Annotated in this window: 17 protein-coding genes; 9 read left to right on the top strand and 8 right to left on the bottom strand. The window is 54.5% G+C overall.

Annotation, left to right across the window (positions count from 1 at the left end; genetic code table 11):
- Positions 1–17 precede the first annotated feature (17 nt).
- The 3 genes from B051_RS0115685 to B051_RS0115675 are packed head-to-tail and all read right to left on the bottom strand — an operon-like array spanning position 18 to position 2071.
- Positions 18–443, bottom strand: coding sequence for a hypothetical protein (locus B051_RS0115685; protein WP_018479167.1), 426 nt, complete (start codon positions 441–443; stop codon positions 18–20).
- Positions 444–462: 19 nt separating this feature from the next.
- Positions 463–1344, bottom strand: a complete 882-nt coding sequence (locus tag B051_RS0115680) for a TIGR02587 family membrane protein (protein ID WP_018479166.1) — start codon at positions 1342–1344, stop codon at positions 463–465.
- Positions 1345–1357: 13 nt separating this feature from the next.
- The gene (locus B051_RS0115675) at positions 1358–2071 is read right to left on the bottom strand and encodes a transporter (protein ID WP_018479165.1); all 714 of its coding nucleotides are present in this window, start codon (positions 2069–2071) and stop codon (positions 1358–1360) included.
- 787 nt (positions 2072–2858) lie between these two features.
- On the opposite strand from B051_RS0115675, the gene B051_RS0115670 reads away from it, so the two are divergent.
- Complete coding sequence (locus B051_RS0115670) at positions 2859–3512, top strand: outer membrane beta-barrel protein (protein WP_018479164.1); 654 nt, start codon at positions 2859–2861, stop codon at positions 3510–3512.
- Positions 3513–3516: 4 nt separating this feature from the next.
- On the top strand, positions 3517–4245 hold the full coding sequence (locus tag B051_RS0115665) for a hypothetical protein (RefSeq protein WP_018479163.1): 729 nt from the start codon (positions 3517–3519) through the stop codon (positions 4243–4245).
- Positions 4246–4329: 84 nt separating this feature from the next.
- Here the strand turns inward: B051_RS0115665 and B051_RS0115660 are convergent, their stop codons facing one another.
- Positions 4330–5070, bottom strand: a complete 741-nt coding sequence (locus tag B051_RS0115660; RefSeq protein WP_018479162.1) for a (Fe-S)-binding protein — start codon at positions 5068–5070, stop codon at positions 4330–4332.
- A 2-nt stretch (positions 5071–5072) separates the two neighbouring features.
- Positions 5073–5918 (bottom strand): hydroxymethylglutaryl-CoA lyase, encoded by an 846-nt coding sequence (locus B051_RS0115655; protein ID WP_018479161.1) that lies wholly within the window; start codon positions 5916–5918, stop codon positions 5073–5075.
- A gap of 145 nt (positions 5919–6063) precedes the next feature.
- Here B051_RS0115655 and B051_RS0115650 point away from each other — a divergent pair, with 145 nt between their 5' ends.
- The 3 genes from B051_RS0115650 (at position 6064) to B051_RS0115640 (ending at position 8851) form a co-directional block, all read left to right on the top strand.
- A complete protein-coding gene (locus B051_RS0115650) occupies positions 6064–6921 on the top strand; it encodes an SDR family NAD(P)-dependent oxidoreductase (RefSeq protein WP_018479160.1) in 858 nt (285 codons plus the stop codon).
- Positions 6918–8348, top strand: coding sequence for an aldehyde dehydrogenase (locus B051_RS0115645; protein ID WP_018479159.1), 1431 nt, complete (start codon positions 6918–6920; stop codon positions 8346–8348). Before B051_RS0115650 ends, B051_RS0115645 begins: the two co-directional genes overlap by 4 nt.
- Positions 8349–8455: 107 nt before the next feature.
- Positions 8456–8851: a hypothetical protein gene (locus B051_RS0115640; protein WP_018479158.1), complete on the top strand. Its 396-nt coding sequence runs from the start codon at positions 8456–8458 to the stop codon at positions 8849–8851.
- Positions 8852–9119: 268 nt separating this feature from the next.
- Here B051_RS0115640 and aceA read toward each other — a convergent pair whose 3' ends face one another.
- Together aceA and aceB are read right to left on the bottom strand one after the other, a co-directional pair.
- Positions 9120–10400, bottom strand: a complete 1281-nt coding sequence (aceA, locus tag B051_RS0115635; protein ID WP_018479157.1) for an isocitrate lyase — start codon at positions 10398–10400, stop codon at positions 9120–9122.
- A gap of 13 nt (positions 10401–10413) precedes the next feature.
- On the bottom strand, positions 10414–12012 hold the full coding sequence (aceB, locus tag B051_RS0115630; protein ID WP_018479156.1) for a malate synthase A: 1599 nt from the start codon (positions 12010–12012) through the stop codon (positions 10414–10416).
- Between the two features lie 152 nt (positions 12013–12164).
- Between aceB and B051_RS0115625 the strand changes: the two genes are divergently transcribed.
- The 4 genes from B051_RS0115625 (at position 12165) to B051_RS0115610 (ending at position 16375) form a co-directional block, all read left to right on the top strand.
- Positions 12165–13646 (top strand): helix-turn-helix domain-containing protein, encoded by a 1482-nt coding sequence (locus tag B051_RS0115625; protein WP_018479155.1) that lies wholly within the window; start codon positions 12165–12167, stop codon positions 13644–13646.
- Between the two features lie 703 nt (positions 13647–14349).
- Positions 14350–15915 (top strand): exodeoxyribonuclease VII large subunit, encoded by a 1566-nt coding sequence (gene xseA, locus B051_RS22050; protein ID WP_018479154.1) that lies wholly within the window; start codon positions 14350–14352, stop codon positions 15913–15915.
- Entirely contained in the window at positions 15905–16168 is a 264-nt protein-coding gene (gene xseB, locus B051_RS21435) for an exodeoxyribonuclease VII small subunit (RefSeq protein WP_018479153.1), read from the top strand. Before xseA ends, xseB begins: the two co-directional genes overlap by 11 nt.
- Positions 16169–16186: 18 nt before the next feature.
- Positions 16187–16375, top strand: a complete 189-nt coding sequence (locus B051_RS0115610) for a hypothetical protein (protein WP_018479152.1) — start codon at positions 16187–16189, stop codon at positions 16373–16375.
- A gap of 83 nt (positions 16376–16458) precedes the next feature.
- Here the strand turns inward: B051_RS0115610 and B051_RS21430 are convergent, their stop codons facing one another.
- On the bottom strand, positions 16459–18666 hold the full coding sequence (locus B051_RS21430) for a bifunctional alpha,alpha-trehalose-phosphate synthase (UDP-forming)/trehalose-phosphatase (RefSeq protein WP_018479151.1): 2208 nt from the start codon (positions 18664–18666) through the stop codon (positions 16459–16461).
- Positions 18667–18884: the final 218 nt, after the last annotated feature.

Here is an 18884-nt window from a genome sequence, read left to right as displayed (position 1 = left end):
AGGGTATCGTGTCAGATTCAAGGTCTTTTGTAGCTCATCACCCGGGCCACCAGCGTATCGGTCTTCCCAGGAGCGTTTTTGAAACTCACCCAGCCTTCCCGTTTCGAATCTTTCGGTGCGAACCCAATGCTGAGCTCCGCTGTCTCCAGTTCCTCTCCTCCCCTTTGCAGGGCAAGCTCCACCTGTACTTCCTCGGCAGTCTCACCTCCCCTGTTGTGCACCAGCACGCGGTAGCGCTGTGGTGCGTTTTCGGAGGGGTCGTGGTAATGTTCCACCACCAGGTCGGGTGAGGAAGGCTTGTCGGTATAAACCTGGTAACCCAGGTATGCCAGTATGCTCAGCACCAGCAGCAGGCTGATGGCAAACACCGTCCATTCCAGTGCATTCTTGTCGTCGCCGTCGCCTGCGCGGCTATGGCCCTGTTGGCTTTTATCGTCGTTCATGGTGTTGCTATACCTTTATTTACTTTATCAACAACCTGCCGGCAGAGGCACCCAGACTCGCCAGCACGCCCAACACAACGCATTGGGCAAAGGCCACCTCAAAATTCACCCCTTCAAAACGCCCGAAGAACCACAGCAGAAAAGCAGAGGTAGCCAGGGCGGTGAGGTAGCTCAGGCAGGTATCTACGGTGATAGCGAAGGCCATCCCGCGCTTATTCATGTGCTTGGCCGTGCCCCGGAAGTCGCTGAAGTAGACTACCAGCACGCTCAGGCCGAGTGAAAGCAGCGCCATCAGCAGGATGTGGTAGGAATCCGCCTCCACTGCCAGCATAATCACCTCCTCCGTAGGAGCCACGTTGCCTCCCACTACCACACTGCCACAAAGCGCCAGTACCACCAGACTTACTTTACTCCGCCACCCCGTCCGGATGCCGGCTTCTTTGGCCTCCACCTGGGCCTCCGTCTCCTCTTCCTCCATGTCTTCTTCGCCGGCACCGAGCTGCGCCGTACCGATGGATACCCCGATGGAGACGGCCATCGCCTCAATGATGATTTTGCCCATCACCTCGTCCAGCGCCATTTGCTGCAGCTCGATGCGGTTGAGCACAAACAGCACGGCGAACGCGATGACCAGGCCCAGTCCCATCTCCTCCACCGAGTCAATAAAGACACTGCGCCAGGAGGCATCGGCCCGCATGCCGGCGTAGCGGTTGTAGCCCAACAACAGCAGGTAGGTCACCGTCACCATGATTAGCAGCTGCAACGGAGTGGCCGTAAAGCCTGACCACCACACCTCCATGGTGTAGAGGAGCGGAAAGCTGAAAAGCAAGCCGCCGGCTATACCCCGGGCATACTCCTGCAGCGACTTTCTGACGGGCCTTTTCTGGTAGTTGCTTCCCATGCTCTTTCCCTGATTAGCGCGGCAACCGGCCTGAAAAACCTGCCGTCACAAAATAATCGGGCGCCGCTTTACTTAGTCCCCGGCCAGCTGCCAGGTCTAACTGCAAGTTGGGTAACACCAGCAAGAGCAGTCCCACATCGGCCATGTGCTCTGCCGGTTCCCCTTTCTCTTTGCTGCCAAAGGCCTCCAGGTATACCGTCAGCTTATCTGATAGTTCTCGCTCAATATTGGCTCCGTAAGAAGGCACTGGGTTTCCGCCTGTCCAGCCATACCCCAGGTTGTAGGTAAGGTCTAATTTCTCGCTCAGTGCATTCGCCAAACCCAGGTTGAACTGTGGCTCCACGTTGTCGGGCCGAAAAATGCGGCTGGCTACTGGTAAGGCCAGCATCGCCGCCAAGGCGGCTTCCGGGCGCCAACCGCTTTCCTCCCACAGGTGTATTTTGGCTCCTATGCTCAACGGCCCGAACCCTTCAAGTCTGCGCCGCGCGCCATTTTCGATGACCGAGTCCTTCATGGCTCCCTGCAATCGCAGCTCCACTTTTTCGGCTAACCCAATACGCAGCAATGCGGTAGGGTAAGCGCTTGTCCTGATGTCCAGCCCATCCTGCCTGCGTCTCTGGTACAGGTAGCCTGCCTCGAACTGCAGCGTATGCCGGGGAACCAAGGTAGGCCCCTGCGACTGGTCCGGTCGGTCTGAACTTATCTTTTCCTCTTCTCCCTGCCCCATTGCCTGCTGAGGTTCGCACACTCCCCACAGCAACAGAACCAGCAGACACAAGAGGTATATTTTAGAATTTTGTCTCACAGGCATTGTGTAGCGTTTGCGCCTTATACGCTACACCCATCCTACAGGTGCGTATTCTCATCTGAATACAGTTTTATACCTATATTGAGGGCATTACGCCCTATAGGCATTGCAAATGCAAGCGTCACCCACCCATGTCAGTACTGCATGAGTGAGGAGAATCCGTCTAAGAGAAAGGCTGAGAGAAGTATAAGTAGGCTGCTCTGAGAGCAAAATAGGGAGCCGGCTCCAACCGCCTGCAAATATGTTATATTACCGGCTCCCTTATTAAGCATGGCCTAGACTGCTATCCGCACCCACGAAAGCAGCACGGCCATGTTTTATAAACAGGATTTGATGTTACAGCAGGCAAAACCCAAAGGCTTTGATAAAGAGGCGACTCAACCAACCTAAAACCACCTACTTCTCTGCTGCACTAGTTCTGTTTCATGTTCATCTATACGGCGGCCTATCTGCGTTAGTGGTAGGCAATGTGCCTATTTAGGCGTTAATCCGCTATTTTCAGTATTCGTCCAACCTGCCCCCGTATTTCTACGCGGTACACCAAAGCCACCTCAAAAGCCCATTTCATACTGCTTCCGCCAGGTTCAAGTTAGGCAGTAAGCGTAACCGCAGCCTGACCTATAAATATTCAGTTCCAATAATATATGGTTTTCCATATACTGGTATGTTTATTGTACCTGCTGAGGCTAAATCAAATGACAAAATCATGAAGAGAATTTTTACCACAGCCTTACTGGCCTTGCTTGGTACCAGCGCATTTGCACAAACTTCCCAGGGCACTATTGCCGTGTCAGGGTCGGTCAGCCTGCGGCACGAGGTCAGTAAAGCGCTGGAAGACACCTCAGGAGGCAAAAATGGTTACCGCGGCATCAACCTGAACCCTCATGTCGGGTACTTCGTCCAGAATGGCTTGGAGCTGGGTGTCGGGCTTGGCCTGTCCCGGTCTACCAACATGTACAAGTGGGATGATGGGAAAAGCTACATCAGAAGCAACGAAATCAGCCTACGTCCCTATGCCCGGAAGTATGTAGCGCTTACGGAGCAACTGCAGTTGCACGGAACGGGTTACTTGTCTGTTGGCTTGGGCAACCGCACCTCCAAAGGCAATGAGGAGGGTGCCTCTGCCGAGGTGTTTGCCACTTCATACACGTACGGTATCGGGTTCTATCCTGGCCTCACCTATTTTGCCACGCCAAAGCTGGGTTTCACGGCCTCTTTCGGCGCGCTCTCCTACTCCAGAGGCAAAGAGACACCAAAAGATGACCGACAATACGTCTATCCGACAGACAGTCATTCCTTCGCGGTTGACTTATCGACCAGCAGTGTGAGCATCGGAATCGGGTATTACTTAACGCGCTAAGCCGATGAAGTTAAAGAGACTCACATTTGCGTTTGTAGCCGCCCTGCTGGCCTGCGGCGCACAGGCACAGACCACCAAAGGAACCGTTGCACTGACAGGCAAGTTGGGCTATACCCACAATAAGGTAGCGAGTGAAGCGGAGAAAGTTGCTTACACAAACAACTCTGAAAACCACAGCTATACCTTCGCCCCGGGGGTTGGTGTTTTTGTGAAGGATAATTTGGAAATAGGGGCTTCTGTATCCCTGAACAGTTATAAATATGAGCATTCAAACGAGCAGCCATCTTATCCCGGCACCTATACCAGCTCTCATCAGGAAGATACCAGGGAAAAGCATGCTGGCGTGTATGCCAGGCAGTATAAGTTCCTGACGCAGAGGTTCGCTGCGCATGTCACCCTTTCGGCAGGATTAGGCAGTTCGAGGAGCGAAACTGTCAACTCCAGCTACAATCAGTCTTCTTATTCCAACACCCATGACAACCTCGAAAAGACCATCTTCTCTACTATCGCCATTTCCCCTGGCCTCTCATTCTTCGCCTCCGAAAAAGTAGGGATTTCCGTTCATCTGGGGGCACTCAGGTATAGCCGACGCGATTTTGAAGCGGTACGCAAGAGCACTTCCCTGAACTACGAACCGCAGCAGTATGAGGGCAAGCACCAATCGAATGTTCTCGAACTTGACTTCTCCAGCATGAACCTCAATTTTGGCCTGACCTATTTCATCGGCAGATAGGTATAGCAAGCCCTGAAACAGCAGCGGCCCCACCCTTTCCAGAGTGAGGCCGCTGCTTTTGTGCTATACCTAGATAGCTATACCTTACCAGCCACTGGCCAGTACATCGGCAATGTGCATGGTTCTTATCGGCTTCTTCTGCTTCTGGATGTAGCCGTTGAGGTGCATGAGGCAGCTGCTGTCAGTCGAGATGATGTAGTCGGCGCCGGTAGCCAGAGCATTCTCCACTTTCTGCTCCGCCATCGCAACTGAGATAGACTCGAACTTCACGGCGAAGGTGCCGCCAAAGCCGCAGCAGGTCTCGGTGTCTTCCATCTCAATCAGCTCCAGGCCTTCTACCCCTTGCAACAAGGCGCGCGGACCTTCTTTGATGTGGCACTCGCGCAGGGCGCTGCAGGAGTCGTGGTAAGTGGCCTTGCCAGGCAGCGAGGCTCCCGGCACCTCCGTCACCTTCAGCACGTCCGTCAGGAATTCGGTCAGTTCGTATACCTTCTTCTGCATGGCGCGGTACTTCACCAGCTTCGATGATTTCACAAAGATGTCCTGGTAGGCGTTCCGTACCATGCCCACACAGGAGGCCGATGGCGCCACGATGTAGTGAGAGGTGTCGTTGGAGAAATCGTCCAGGAACTTGTTAGCTACTTCGCGGGCCTCGTCATAGAAACCGGCGTTGAACGCGGGCTGTCCGCAGCAGGTCTGGTTGGGGTTGTAGTTCACCTCGCAGCCGAGCCGCTCCAGCACCTTCACCATGCTCATGCCCGTCTCGGGGTGCAGCTGGTCCACGAAGCAGGGAATAAAAATATCTACGATTGTTCTTCTTGCCATAATCAGGAGAAAACAGCGCCTGAGGCTGCCAGGGCAGCGGCAAAGGCCTGCTTGTTGAGGCCCAAATTTAAGCCATTATTTTCGAAGTAGGCGACCAAATTTTCGGTGGCCATGTTGCCTACCAGCTCGTCCTTGGCCATAGGGCAACCGCCATACCCGCGCAGGGCCCCATCGAAGCGACGGCAGCCGGCTTTATAGGCAGCCTCTAATTTCTCCTGCCAGGTGGTGGGGGTGGTGTGCAGGTGGGCCCCAAACTCGATGTGCTGGAAAGCAGGTATGAGCTCGCTGAAAAGGTAGGTGATGTTCTCGGGGTTGGACACGCCAATGGTATCGGACAAAGAGATGATTTTCAGGTCCAGTTTGTCCAGGTCTTCCACGAAGCGAATCACGGTTTCGGCATCCCACGGGTCATTATAGGGATTGCCGAAACCCATGGAGATGTAGGTCACCAAGGTTTTGTCGTGCCGGCCGCAGATGTCCTGGATGTGTGCCAGCTGGGTCATGGCCTCCGCGATGCTTTTGTTGGTGTTGCGCTGCTGAAACGTCTCCGACATGGACAAAGGGAAACCTAGGTAATCGATTTGTTTATGAGAGGCCGCCTCTTCCGCGCCCCGCACGTTGGCGATGATAGCCAGCAGTTTGGAAGAAGTTTTTTCCAGTTCCAGGTTCGCCAGCACCTCGGCCGTGTCGCTCATCTGCGGTATGGCCTTGGGCGACACAAAGCTGCCAAAGTCGATGGTGTCAAAGCCCACCTGCAGCAACAGGTTGATGTACTCAATCTTCGTTTCGGTGGGTATGAACTGCTTCAGTCCCTGCATGGCATCGCGCGGGCATTCGATAATCTTCATAGGTATAGGTATAACAGCTATCGCCAAATATACAAATTACTACGCTACCCGGCTTTGTCACATGGCTGGCTGAAGATTTTATTATCTGAAACCAAACTTATATATTAAGGGTGCGATAACGTGTAAAACGTAAAATGAGCCTCTTATGACCAGGATAAAAGAGAGTGTCGTGTTGATAACGGGAGGCGCATCCGGCATAGGCAAACTCATGGGGCAGAAGTGCCTGCAACAGGGCGCTACACACCTTCTTATCTGGGATGTTGACCCGGTCAGTTTACAGGCGGTCACGGAGGAGCTTTCGGCAGCGGAGCATCAGGTGCACCCCTACCTGGTCAACATAGCCGACACAGCACAGGTACAGCAAGCAGCGCAACAGGTGCTGCAGGAATTCGGAGCCCCTAACATCGTCATCAACAATGCGGGTATCGTGGTGGGTAAGCCGTTTGTGGAGCATACCATGCAGGAGATTGAGCGCACCCTGCAGGTGAACGTACTAGGTATGATGGCTGTGACACATGCCTTTCTACCGGCCATGCTGGAACGCAGGCAAGGGCACTTCGTCAACATCGGCTCGGCGGCCGGCATGCTCCCCAACCCGCGCATGAGCGTATACGCCGGCAGCAAATGGGCCGTGCTGGGCTGGTCCGAAAGTCTGCGGTTGGAGCTGGAGCAAATAGCCCCTGGGCTGCACGTCACCACGGTCACCCCTAGCTACATCGATACAGGTATGTTCGCCGGTGTGAAGGCTCCGTTCCTTACGCCCATCCTGCAACCCCACACCATTGCCGATGCCATCCTGCGGGCAGTGGAGCAGAACCAGATACTCCTCCGTAAGCCGTTCATCGTCAACCTCCTCCCCCTGCTCCGGGGCCTGCTGCCCACGCGTATGTTTGACACCATCGCAGGCAAGTGGTTTGGCGTCTATACCTCCATGAGCGGCTTTACCGGACGCACAGCACCAGAACATTCACGAACAGGAACAAATCTTCCCGAGAAGCTATGAACACACCAAAACCCTTGCAGCCACAGGCTCCTGCTGTTCCGGAGACGCGGCCTGAAGAGATTGAGCACCTGCTCCAGCGGCAACGCACGTATTTTGCCAGCGGCAGGACGCTGGAAGTCAGCTACAGGGAAGAGCAGCTGCGTCTTTTATTGAATGCCATCAAAAGCCATGAGCAGGAGTTGCTGGAAGCCATGCACACCGACTTTCGCAAACCGGCCTTTGAGACCTATACCACCGAGATTGGCTTTGTGGAACAGGAGTTGCGCCTGGTACTGAAGAACCTGCACAAGTGGGCACGGCCACGGCGGGTGCGGGAGTCGTTGCTCAACTTCCCGGCCAGCAGCTACATCTATTCTCAGCCGTTTGGTATCGCGCTCATCATCGGTCCCTGGAACTATCCGCTGCAACTGGTGCTGAACCCGCTCATTGGTGCCCTGGCCGCTGGCAACTGCGCCATTGTGAAACCTTCTGAGCTTACGCCGGCCACTTCGGCAGTAATCACCAAATTAATCAACACCACGTTTGAGCCGGAGTATGTGGCGGCGGTGCAGGGTGGGGTACCTGCCACGCAACACCTGCTGGCGCAACGCTTTGACTACATCTTCTTTACCGGCAGCACCCAAGTGGGTCGTATCGTGATGAAGGCCGCTGCGGAGCACCTCACTCCTGTCACGCTGGAACTGGGCGGCAAGAGCCCCGCCATCGTGGCCGAGGACGCAGACTTGGGCCTGACCGCCCGACGCATCGCCTGGGGCAAGTTCATGAACGCCGGCCAGACCTGCGTAGCACCCGACTACCTGCTGGTGCAGGAGCAGGTGAAAGATGAGTTGCTGGAGCAGCTGCGAATCGCCATACAGCAGTTCTATGGGGAGGTGCCTGAAAACAGCCCCGACTTTGCCCGCATCGTCAATGAGCGGCATTTCAACCGCCTGCGCTCCTACCTGCAGGATGGGCTGGTGCGAATAGGCGGACAGGTCAACGCCGACACCCGCTTCATCTCCCCCACCGTGCTGGATCAGGTAACCTGGACCCACCCCGTCATGCAGGAAGAGATATTCGGACCTATACTGCCTGTGCTCACCTACGATACGCTCGACGAGGCGATTGAGCAGGTGAACGCTGGTCCAAGGCCATTGGCACTATACTTCTTTTCGGGCAGCCGGGCGCAGCAGGACCAGGTGCTGGAGCAGGCACACTTCGGAGGCGGTTGCATCAACGACACCATCTCGCATCTTATCAACCCCAACTTGCCCTTCGGTGGTGTGGGCGAGAGCGGCGTAGGCAGCTACCATGGGCAGTCCAGCTTTGACCTGTTCTCCAACCAGAAGAGCGTGGTGCGTCGCGGCACCTGGGTTGACATACCCTTGCGCTACCCGCCTTACGGCAACAAGCTGGAGTTTATCCGAAAGTTTTTCAGGTGGTTATAGGCCTCTTTACCCTTACAGGTTTACTGCTGGTCTACTTAGCGCTAATCCAGTGCATATAAATGGGCCCTGGCTCCGTATATGAGGGCAGGACACTACAAGACTAAAAGATGGAAAACCTGATAGAATATCTGGATGAATCGTTGATTCCGCTGGAGGAGAAAGTAAAGGAATATTTGCACATTGAGCGCGATATACGGCTGTTGGAGGTGGAGCTGCTTTCGCTGCAGAGCATTAAGCCTGATTTCAATCCGGAGCAGCACAGCCTGGAGCAAAGCATAGAAGATGGGCAACGCGACAGCTCACTCAACGACAAAGAGCAGAAGATGGTGGAGTTGTTGGAGCAGTATAGAAAACTACAGGATGAGGTCATCGCGATGCTTCCCGAAAAAAACAAGTTTGTGGAACTGAATCTGGGCTATGGTCCGAGCCAGGTAGGTTACTTCACCGTAGACCCGGATACCCGCGTGACGCTTAACGAGCCGGTACTGCGCGTAGTCCATTAATCCGCTATACCTCTAAGGTAATTTGACCCTAATCTTCTACTGGTATACCTGCCCGCTATACCTGCGGCAGGACTTAATTGATGCTATACCTTGTTCATTCCCGTTTTGCTTAGCACCTCCCACTCAGGCATAAACGCCCAGAGGAAACAGCGCAGATGAGACAGGCTGATTATTAGATTGAGCAAAAGATTTTACTCACAGAAAGAGCCACGTCCGCAGGAACTATACCTGCGGGCGCGGCTCTTTCTGCTGTAAACAGTGTTGCTTCTTAGTGGAACTGCTCCTCTTCTGTGGAACCCACCAGTGCGGCGGTGGAGGCTGTGCCGGCAGTCACGGTATGCTGCACGGCATCAAAGTAAGCAGTGCCTACAAATGACTGGTGCTTCACAGCTTTAAAGCCATCCTTCACCAAACCGAATTCCCGCTCCTGCAACTCAGAATAGCCAGCCATACCGCGTGCCTTATAAGCCTTCGCCAATTCAAACATACTCGTGTTGAGTGCGTGGAAACCGGCCAGTGTGATGAACTGGAACTTGTAGCCCATCTTGGCCAGTTCCTCCCGGAATGTCTCCATCTCCTCCACGCTCAGTTTGGCTGCCCAATTAAAGGAAGGCGAGCAGTTATAGGCCAGTAGCTTGCCTGGGAACTCCGCATGTATGGCCGCCGCAAACTGACGCGCCTGCTCCAAATCAGGCTTGGAGGTCTCCATCCAGATGAGGTCCGCGTAAGGAGCGTAGGCCAGGCCCCGTGCTACACCTTGCTCCAGACCGCAGCGAACATGGAAGAAGCCCTCGCTGGTGCGGGGTTGGTCTAGAATGAAAGCGTGGTCGCGTGGGTCGATGTCGCTGGTGATGAGGTTGGCTGCGTCGGCATCGGTACGGGCCACCAGCAACGTTGGAACGCCCATCACGTCTGCGGCCAGCCGGGCGGCCACCAGTTTGTTGATGGCGTCCTGCGTTGGCACCAGCACCTTGCCGCCCAGGTGACCACATTTCTTGGCGCTGGACAGCTGGTCCTCGTAGTGCACGCCGGCGGCGCCTGCCTCAATCATCATTTTCATCAGTTCAAAGGCGTTGAGGTTTCCTCCGAAGCCGGCTTCCGCATCTGCCACAATCGGTACCAGCCAATCCACCTCGCCCTCGCCGGACACACTCTGAATCTGATCGGCCCGCAGCAGCGCGTTGTTTATCTTCTTGATGACGTTCGGTACGCTGTCGGCAGGGTATAGGCTCTGGTCGGGGTACATGTGTCCAGCCAGGTTGGCGTCGGCAGCCACCTGCCAGCCGCTCAGGTAGATGGCGTTGAGGCCCGCCTGCACCTCCTGCACCGCCTGGTTGCCGGTCATGGCACCCAAACCCGCCACGTATTCTTCGGTGTGCAACAGTCTCCAGAGTTTCTCGGCACCATTTCGGGCCAAGGTATACTCAATCTTGACCGAGCCCTGGAGCTTCACCACCTCATCGGCAGTGTATGGTCTTTTGATGCCTTCCCAGCGTGGGTTCACTAACCAATCATTCTGGATAGCCTGGATTCGTTCTGTCTTGTTCATGGCGTATGGGGTTTTAGTCTATGTATTTGTAAGCCGGTAATGTCAGGAACTCCACAAAGCAGGTGGAAAGCACCAGCTCTGAGAAAAGATGGGAGGCGCGCTCGAAGTGGCAGTTCTTGAACTTCGCCAGTCCAACCTCCTCCTTGATGATCTCGGTCTCCTCCTGAATCAGCCGCAGCACCCGCTCTTCCGAAATCAATTCCCCGTCGGTGGTGCGGGTATTGGAGTGGTGGAGCCACTGCCATACCTGAGCACGCGATATTTCGGCGGTAGCGGCGTCTTCCATGAGGTTATGGATGGCGGCGGCACCCGTGCCGCACAGCCAGTTGCCAATGTAGAGGATGCCCACGTTGATGTTGAGTCGCAGCCCGGCTTCGGTGATGTGGCTGCCGGCCATAGTAAAATTGAGTAAATCCTTTGCTTGTACATCCACCTCCTGACGCAGCACATCTTTCTGGTGCGGCCTGTCTCCCAGCACCTTGTCGAATGACTCGCGTGCCACGCTCACCAAATCAGGGTGCGCTACCCAGGTACCGTCAAAGCCGTTTTTGGCTTCGAAGTCTTTGTCCGCTTTTACTTTCTCGAAGGCTGCCTTGTTCACCGCTGGGTCGTGCCGGTTCGGGATGAATGCTGCCATACCTCCCATGGCATGGGCACCGCGTTTGTGACAGGTTTTCACGAGCAGGTCAGTATAGGCTTTCATGAAAGGCACCTGCATGGTGACTGCCGTCCGGTCCGGGAACACGATGTCAGGCTGCTTCCGGAACTTCTTGATAGCGCTGAAGATGTAGTCCCACCGGCCTGCGTTCAGCCCCACGATGTGCTCCCGCAGTTCGTACAATATCTCCTCCATCTCGAAGGCGGCCAGTATGGTCTCAATCAGCACGGTCACTTTGATAGTGCCAACGGGTATGCCTAATGCCTCCTGCGCCGCTACAAACACTTCGTTCCAGAGCCTGGCCTCGAGGTGGCTTTCCAGCTTGGGCAGGTAAAAGTAGGGACCTGTGCCACGAGCCAGCAGTTCCTTGGCATTGTGGAAGAAGTATAGCCCAAAGTCAAAAAGTGATGCCGAGATGGCCTTGTCACCCATTAGCAGGTGTTTCTCTGGCAGGTGCCAGCCTCTGGGACGCACTTTCAGCACGGCCACCTTCTCCTTCAGGCGGTATACCTTGCCGTTCTGGTATTCTATGTTGCGGCGCACGGCGTCCCGCAGGTTTAGCTGTCCTTCCACCACGTTCTCCCACGTAGGGGCGTTTGCATCCTCAAAGTCGGCCATGAACACATCTGCTCCAGAGTTAAGGGCATTGATGACCATCTTGCGGTCCACGGGACCCGTGATTTCTACCCGGCGCAGCTGCAGGTCCACAGGTATAGCCCCCACTTTCCAATCACCCGCTCTGACTGAGGCTGTCTCTGGCAGGAACTGCGGCCGTTCCCCGTCGTCAATCCGCTTCTGCCGCTCGGTCCGCGCTTGCAGCAGCTCCTCGCGGGTAGCGTTGAACTTGTGATGCAGCATCTCCAGGAAATCGATTGCCTCAGGTGAAAGAATCTCTTCCATACCTTTCACAGGTTTTCCAACTAAGCGGGCGGTGGTGGTGCTCTCTGCTAACATAACTATAATTTTAAATTGTTATACTATAACTTTTAAGCATATACGCGAACATTATTATTTTGGCGAATTTTCGCTAAAATAATTTTTTATTCTTTTTGGGAAATAATCGCAAAAGCACGTTTCTTGATACATCTCCAAACAACAGGTGGTACATGAGGCTACAGGAAGACGTTATCCGGCTTATACTCGGACTGAAAATCAAGCAGCTGCGGAGCGAGAAAAATATCTCGCTAACTGATTTGGCTGTTGCGACAGGTATATCGGTCTCATACCTGAATGAGATAGAGAAAGGCAAAAAGCATCCGAAGCCCAGCAAAATCGCTGTCATCGCCGATGTGCTTGGGGTAACTTATGATTACCTGGTGTCGCTGCAGCTGAGCAAGCGCCTGCAACCCGTAGGGGAGCTGCTGCGATCCAACATTCTGTCTGAGCTGCCGCTAGAGCACTTTGGTCTGGACATCAGCCGTCTGCTCGACCTTTTTGCCACGGCACCGGCCAAGCTGAGCGCCTTCATCAATACATTGCTGGAAATTTCTCGGGCGTTTGACCTACGGGTGGAGCAGTTCTACTTCTCTGCCCTCCGCTCCTACCAGGAGCTGCACGACAACTACTTCGAGGAGCTGGAACTGGAAGTGGAGCGTTTCCTGGAACTACACCAGATAAGTCCGGAACAGACACCCTCCTATGGCCAATTGGCAGCTATACTCCAAAACACATTTAACATAACAATTGAAACAGAGACACTGAACCAACATCCGGAACTGGCTCCACTCCGATCGGTCTTCCTTCCGGGTGCTGCTCCCCGGTTGCTCCTCAGCACGGGGTTGACCGAGCAGCAGAGTGCCTTTGCCGTGGCGCGGGAGATTGGTTTCCAGGTGCTGCAGTTGCAGGAGCGGCCCTATACCTCCACCTGGGTGCGGGTGGGTTCTTTTGAGGAAGTGCTGAACAACTTCAAGGCCTCTTATTTTGCGGGTGCGCTGCTACTGAACCGCGACCGGCTGGTGCAGGATTTGCAGACCTTTTTTGAGTTACCCACTTGGCAGCCGCAGTACCTGCTACAGATTATGGAGAATTACCGCACTTCTCCCGAAACCTTCCTACACCGCATCACCTCGCTGCTCCCCCGCTTCTTCAACATCAAGCAGCTGTTTTTCCTGCGCTTCCACCACGACCCTGCCTTAGACCATTATTCCCTGACAAAGGAACTGCACCTAGCCGGACTGCACAATCCGCATGCCTCCTTTTTGAATGAACACTACTGCCGCCGCTGGATATCGCTCACGCTTTTCGGGGAGATGGAGCGGCGCAAGCAAGTGGGTAACCTGGAGCAGCCACTGGTAGGTATACAGCGTTCCTCCTACATCAACTCTACCAACGAGTACCTGGTAATGGCACTGGCGCAGCCTTCCGAAAGCCAGAACGGCACCATCAGCATCGGCCTACTAATCAATGAGAACCTGCGACGCAAGGTCCGTTTTCTGGACGACCCGGCCATCCTGCACCGCCTCGTGAATGAAACCTGCGAGCGCTGCCCCGCCCTCGATTGCCTCGAGCGCACCGCACTTCCCGTTATTCTGGAGAAACAGCTGTGGCAGGAGCAAGTGATGCAGACGCTGGAGGGGTTGAAGGGGTAATTTCGCTCCTTTGCTAGGTATGCTGCTGGTGTATGTTGCTATACGCTATTCTGTCATAGTTTCATAGCTGCCGCCGTTCTAATGCCCTTACCTGTCACTTCATAGCATTGGTTTGAGCGCTCAAGCCGCAGGCGATGTAACTGTTCCCCCTCTTGGGAAGGAGGTTGTTTCTTCACCTGTCATTCCGACGAAAGGAGGAATCTCACGCCCTTCCGGCCGCACATCCAGCGCCAGAGCAGATGCGGCTTTTCTGCAGGCACTTTCTGTAACCGGTTCGCATCTTCCACCGGCCCGTTCCCGCTGCGCCTGAACCAGTGGTCTATAATGTAAAAGATTCCTCCTTTCGTCGGAATGACAGAAATGGGTTGAGGAATGGCAGAATCGTGAGCAGATATAGCACCTGCTCACGATTGACTCACCTCTGCCCCTCTCAATAGGGGAATTGGGAACGATTACATCCCCCTGCCCCCTTCGAAGGGGGAGTTTCTGCCCTTGCATCTTCAAAGGTATAGGCGCTATAGCATGGATTACTGGCAGGTATGGTAGATATACCCTCCTGCAAGCAGCTATCAAACAGAAGCAAGGCGGTTGCATTGCTTAGTGCATTACATTCAGGGTGAGCGTCGCCGTAACAAAACATCCATGCGCCATAGCCTTTCGCTCAAAATATCCTATCTTCGGGTTTAGATTACATTCCCCGCCCATGGCCCAGTTTTTTTTCCGCCAGACCACCGTCCAACAGGAGTTTCAGGCTCCACTTTCGCTCTTCGAGCTGCACCAGCAGATTCGGGAGGAGCTGGAAGTGGCGTTTCCAGAAAGCTATTGGGTGGTGGCGGAGATTTCGCAGGTGTCGCCGGACAAGCGCAAGGGCCACTGCTACCTCAACCTGGTGGACAAAGGCGATGACCCCAGAGGGGCTGTGCAGGCACAGGCGCGGGCGACCATCTGGAGTGCGCGTTACCAGATGCTGGGGCGCTACTTCGAGGAGAAGACGGGGCAGCAACTCAAGGCCGGACTCAAGATTCTCTTCCAGGCCAACGTGCGGTTTCACGAGCTGTATGGCCTGAGCCTCGACATTGTGAACATCGACGCCAACTATACCATAGGGGATTTGGCGCGGCAGCGGCAGGAGACTTTGAAGCGGCTGGAAGCGGAGGGGCTACTTACGGCTAACAAGGAACTGGAACTGCCTCTGGCTCCGCAGCGATTGGCCGTTGTTTCATCGGCTACGGCCGCCGGTTACCAGGATTTCATCCACCAACTCCAGCATAATGGGTATGGGTATACCTTTGATACCAGGCTTTTTCCGGCCATCGTGCAGGGCAACGAGGCGCCTGCTTCCATAGCCAAAGCCATGTCCCTGATTGCCAGGTATAGCCACTTGTTCGATGCCATCGTGGTGATACGGGGCGGCGGGTCCCAGACGGATTTGAGCTGCTTTGATGATTACAAGGTTGCGGCTGCCATCGGCCACTCCCCCCTGCCTGTGCTCACAGGTATAGGACATGAGCGCGATGAGAGCATTGCCGACCTGGTGGCGCACACCCGCCAGAAAACACCAACCGCTGTGGCCGGCTTCCTGATTGACCTTTGCCGTGAGGTGGAGGTGCAGGTGGAGAGTCTGTTCGACAGCATCTATACCTTGTCAGCCCAGTACTTGCGGCTGTCGTCAGATAGATTGGAACGGCAAAGCCTCAAGTTGTCGAACCTCACCAACGGCTACCTGCAAAAGGGTCGGGAAAAGCTGGAGCTCTTCTCCAAGAGCCTGCTACTCAAACCCAAGAACTTCCTGGACAACCAGAAGCACCTGGTGCGCGACCTGGAACTCGAGATAAAGGCCAATACTAAAGATTTGCTGCACCTGCGCGGCAAGCGGCTCACGGAACTATCGGTGTGTGTGGAGGGGTATAGCCAGCGCTGGCTCCACATGAAGGAACACGACCTGAACAAGCTAGTGCACTGTGTGGAGACCGAGGCGAAGGACAGACTCAAGCGCAGCCAACTCCAGTTCGTGAAGTGCACCGACCGGATACAGTACAGCGCCCAGAAGAACCTGAGCAGCAGCGCGCACCGCCTCGACCTGCTTGAGATGCGCATCCAGGCAAATGACCCCGAGAAGCTGCTGCTGCGTGGCTATACCTTGACGCTGGTCAACGGCAGAATCATCAAGCACCTAAGCCAGGTGAACGAAGGTGATGTGATTGAAACCCGCCTGCAGGATGGACGGGTGCATAGTATAGTTGTAAACAAAGACGCAAATGACGCATAAAGACATAAACCAAATGACCTACCGCGAAGCCACCCAGGAGCTGGAGGAGATTCTGCGGGCCATAGAAAGTGACGCCGTGGACGTGGATGAACTCACGCTGAAAGTACAGCGCTCCTCGCTGCTCATCAAATTCTGCAAAGACAAACTGCGCAGCGCCGAAAACGCCATCAACCAGGTGTTCAACGAGGAGAACTGCGAAGAACCCGCCAAGTCTGACAAAGGCAGCGCGGGAGGCGGAACACTTTTTCAATAACCTCAGCAGGGAAACGGTATGAAGAAATTCGCGCTTATCCTGATAGTCCTCATCATTTGTATGCTGGGGTACAATCTATCCCAGATTGATTTTTCAGCCTTGACTTCAGTGCCGAACCAGCGCATCTACATCAACCTGGCCGGCAACCTGATGATTCTACTCTCTGTGGTTCTGACTTACATGAGCTACTCCAGAAGAGTACGATAGCACAAGTGCGAACCAAGGGTATACAAAGAGCCCCTGCTGATACATGTACCGGCAGGGGCTCTTTATGTGAATTAAATCAGTACTTATAACAACTCTTCTGGCAGCTTTTTCTGCTTGAGCTTCACCAGCCGCGAGAGCAGGCGGCGGGCTTCCTCGCAGGTATCGAGGTGGTACTTAGCCACGGAGTGGGTATTCCCAATCTTGACGGTATAGGCGTCGCGCGGCATTGCCTTGAAGATATCCTCATCGCCCCAGTCATCGCCTATGGCCAGCACGAAGTCGTGCGGATACATGTTGAGCCAGTAGCTGGTGGCTTTGCCCTTGCTTACCTCCTGCGCCTTTATTTCCACGGCCATCTGTCCGTCCAGCACCTGCAGGTTGCTGTTGGTGGCCAGGAAGTTGAGGTGGCTCACCAGCTCACGGGCACGCAGTTCACCCAGGCCGGTCTCTACGCGGCGGTAATGCCATACCAGCGAGTACTCTTTTTCCTCTATAAAGGAACCCGGTGTTCTGTCCACGTATAGGTCCAGAATCAGGCGGATGTCGTTCTTCCAGTCGTCGATGAGGCTGGTCATCGTCTGCCAGCCGGTGCCGCGTTGCTTTATCCAGACGCCGTGCTCGGCTATCAAATCGATGTTCAGGCTGCCTAGCCAGCGTTGCATGTTGTCCTTCTCGCGGCTACTGATAACCACCACCCGGTTTTTGGGATTATTGCTCAGCACCTGAAGCAGTTCCAGCAGGTCCTCGTCTGGGGCGGCCATTAGGGGTCTGTTGTGGTAATCTACCAGCGCGCCGTCATACTCCAGGAAGAACAGCCGCGTGCTGGACGTGGTATAGGAGTTGCTGAGTTCCTGGAAAGTAGCTTCGTCGAGGTAAGTGGTCGCCATGGACAGCTGCTTGATTTTCACATAGGAAAGGCGGTCCATGAACATGCTCACCCAATGGTGTATGTTATACCTGCGCAAGGAATCCTGCATGTGCTGCATGTGCTGTTTCTGCACGTCCTCAGGCATGGTAAGGGCGGTATGCAGCGTCTCCACCATCTGGTTCAGGTCGTTGGGGTTGATGAGCAAAGCCTCCGACAGTTCTTTGGATGCGCCGGCCATCTCACTCAGAATCAACACGCCTTTCTGGTCCAGCTTGCTGGCCACGTACTCCTTGCACACCAGATTCATACCGTCGCGCATGGGTGTCACCAGGGCCACATCGGCCATGCGGTAGAAAGCGGAAAGCGTCTCAAGCGGGTAAGAACGGTAGAAGTACTGTATCGGGTTCCAGTTCATGTGGCTGTATTCCCCATTGATGCGCCCCACCAGTTCATCCACCTCTTCCTTCAGTTCCTTGTACTTCTCCACGGCATCCCGGGAAGGCACCACCAGCATCACAAGCGTCACCTTCTCGTGGAACTCAGGGTACTTCTTGAGAAACAGCTCGAAAGCCTGCAGGCGCTGCGGTATACCTTTGGAATAGTCCAAACGGTCAATCGACAGGATGATTTTCTTGGACTGCAGGTTGTTGCGGTACATCTTCTCACGCTTCTTCACCTCTTCGCTATCAGCGGTCTCGGCGTACTTCTCGTAGTCGATGCCCATCGGGAACGAGTCTACTAGTAGGGAGCGGTTGCCGGTGTTAATCCAGCCGTGCGTACTGCCGTGGCCCACCAGCCGGTTCACCGAACTCAGGAAGTGGCGCATGTCGTCGTAGGTATGGAACCCAATCAGGTCGGAGCCCAGCATACCTTCCAGGAGCTCCTTGCGCCAAGGCAGCAGGCGGAACACCTCGTAAGACGGAAAAGGGATGTGCTGGAAGAAGCCGATGGTGCTCTCCGGCAGTTTTTCGCGCAACAGGGAGGGCAGCAGCAGCAGCTGGTAATCGTGCACCCAGATGGTGTCATCCGGACCGGCCAGCTTCACCACCTCCTCGCAGTACTTCTTGTTCACCTCCACGTACGTCTCCCAGAGCTGCTGGTCATAGACGGCATACTGGCTGAAGTAGTGAAAGGTAGGCCAGAGGGTCTCGTTGCTGAAGCCTTCGTAAAATTCTTTGATTTCCTTTTCCGTCAGGAACACGGGGTGCATGTTCTGCTGCTGCAGATTCTCTACTATATTTCTTTGTTCGGCTTCTTCCTCCACCACCATACCAGGCCATCCAATCCAAAGGTTGTCCTTCTGTTTGTAAATAGATCCCAAGCCTGTGGCGAGTCCGCCTTCACTGGGTTTGAAGTCAAGCCTCCCCTCCTTTTCCTGAAGTTTGATAGGAAGTCTGTTTGATACAATGATCAATTTCGCCATGTGTTATTATAACTAAAACCGGGCATCTGTGGCAACGCATAGAGGGGGACAATCGCATCACGGCCAGACACAGGTATAAAAGTTTTCAATCGGTTAAGGTTTAGCAGGCAGTTTTCCTTATCATACGCAATAATTACCCGCACGTTTTCTATATATAGCGCTAATTATATAAATGCTGTATTCCCAGCCAGATAGAGCTTGGAGTTAATGTGGGAACG

The sequence above is a fragment of the Pontibacter roseus DSM 17521 genome, assembly GCF_000373265.1.
Taxonomy (GTDB): Bacteria; Bacteroidota; Bacteroidia; order Cytophagales; family Hymenobacteraceae; genus Pontibacter; species Pontibacter roseus.
The sequence above is the reverse complement of the archived record's forward strand: the minus strand, read 5'-3'. Positions and strand labels throughout refer to the sequence as shown.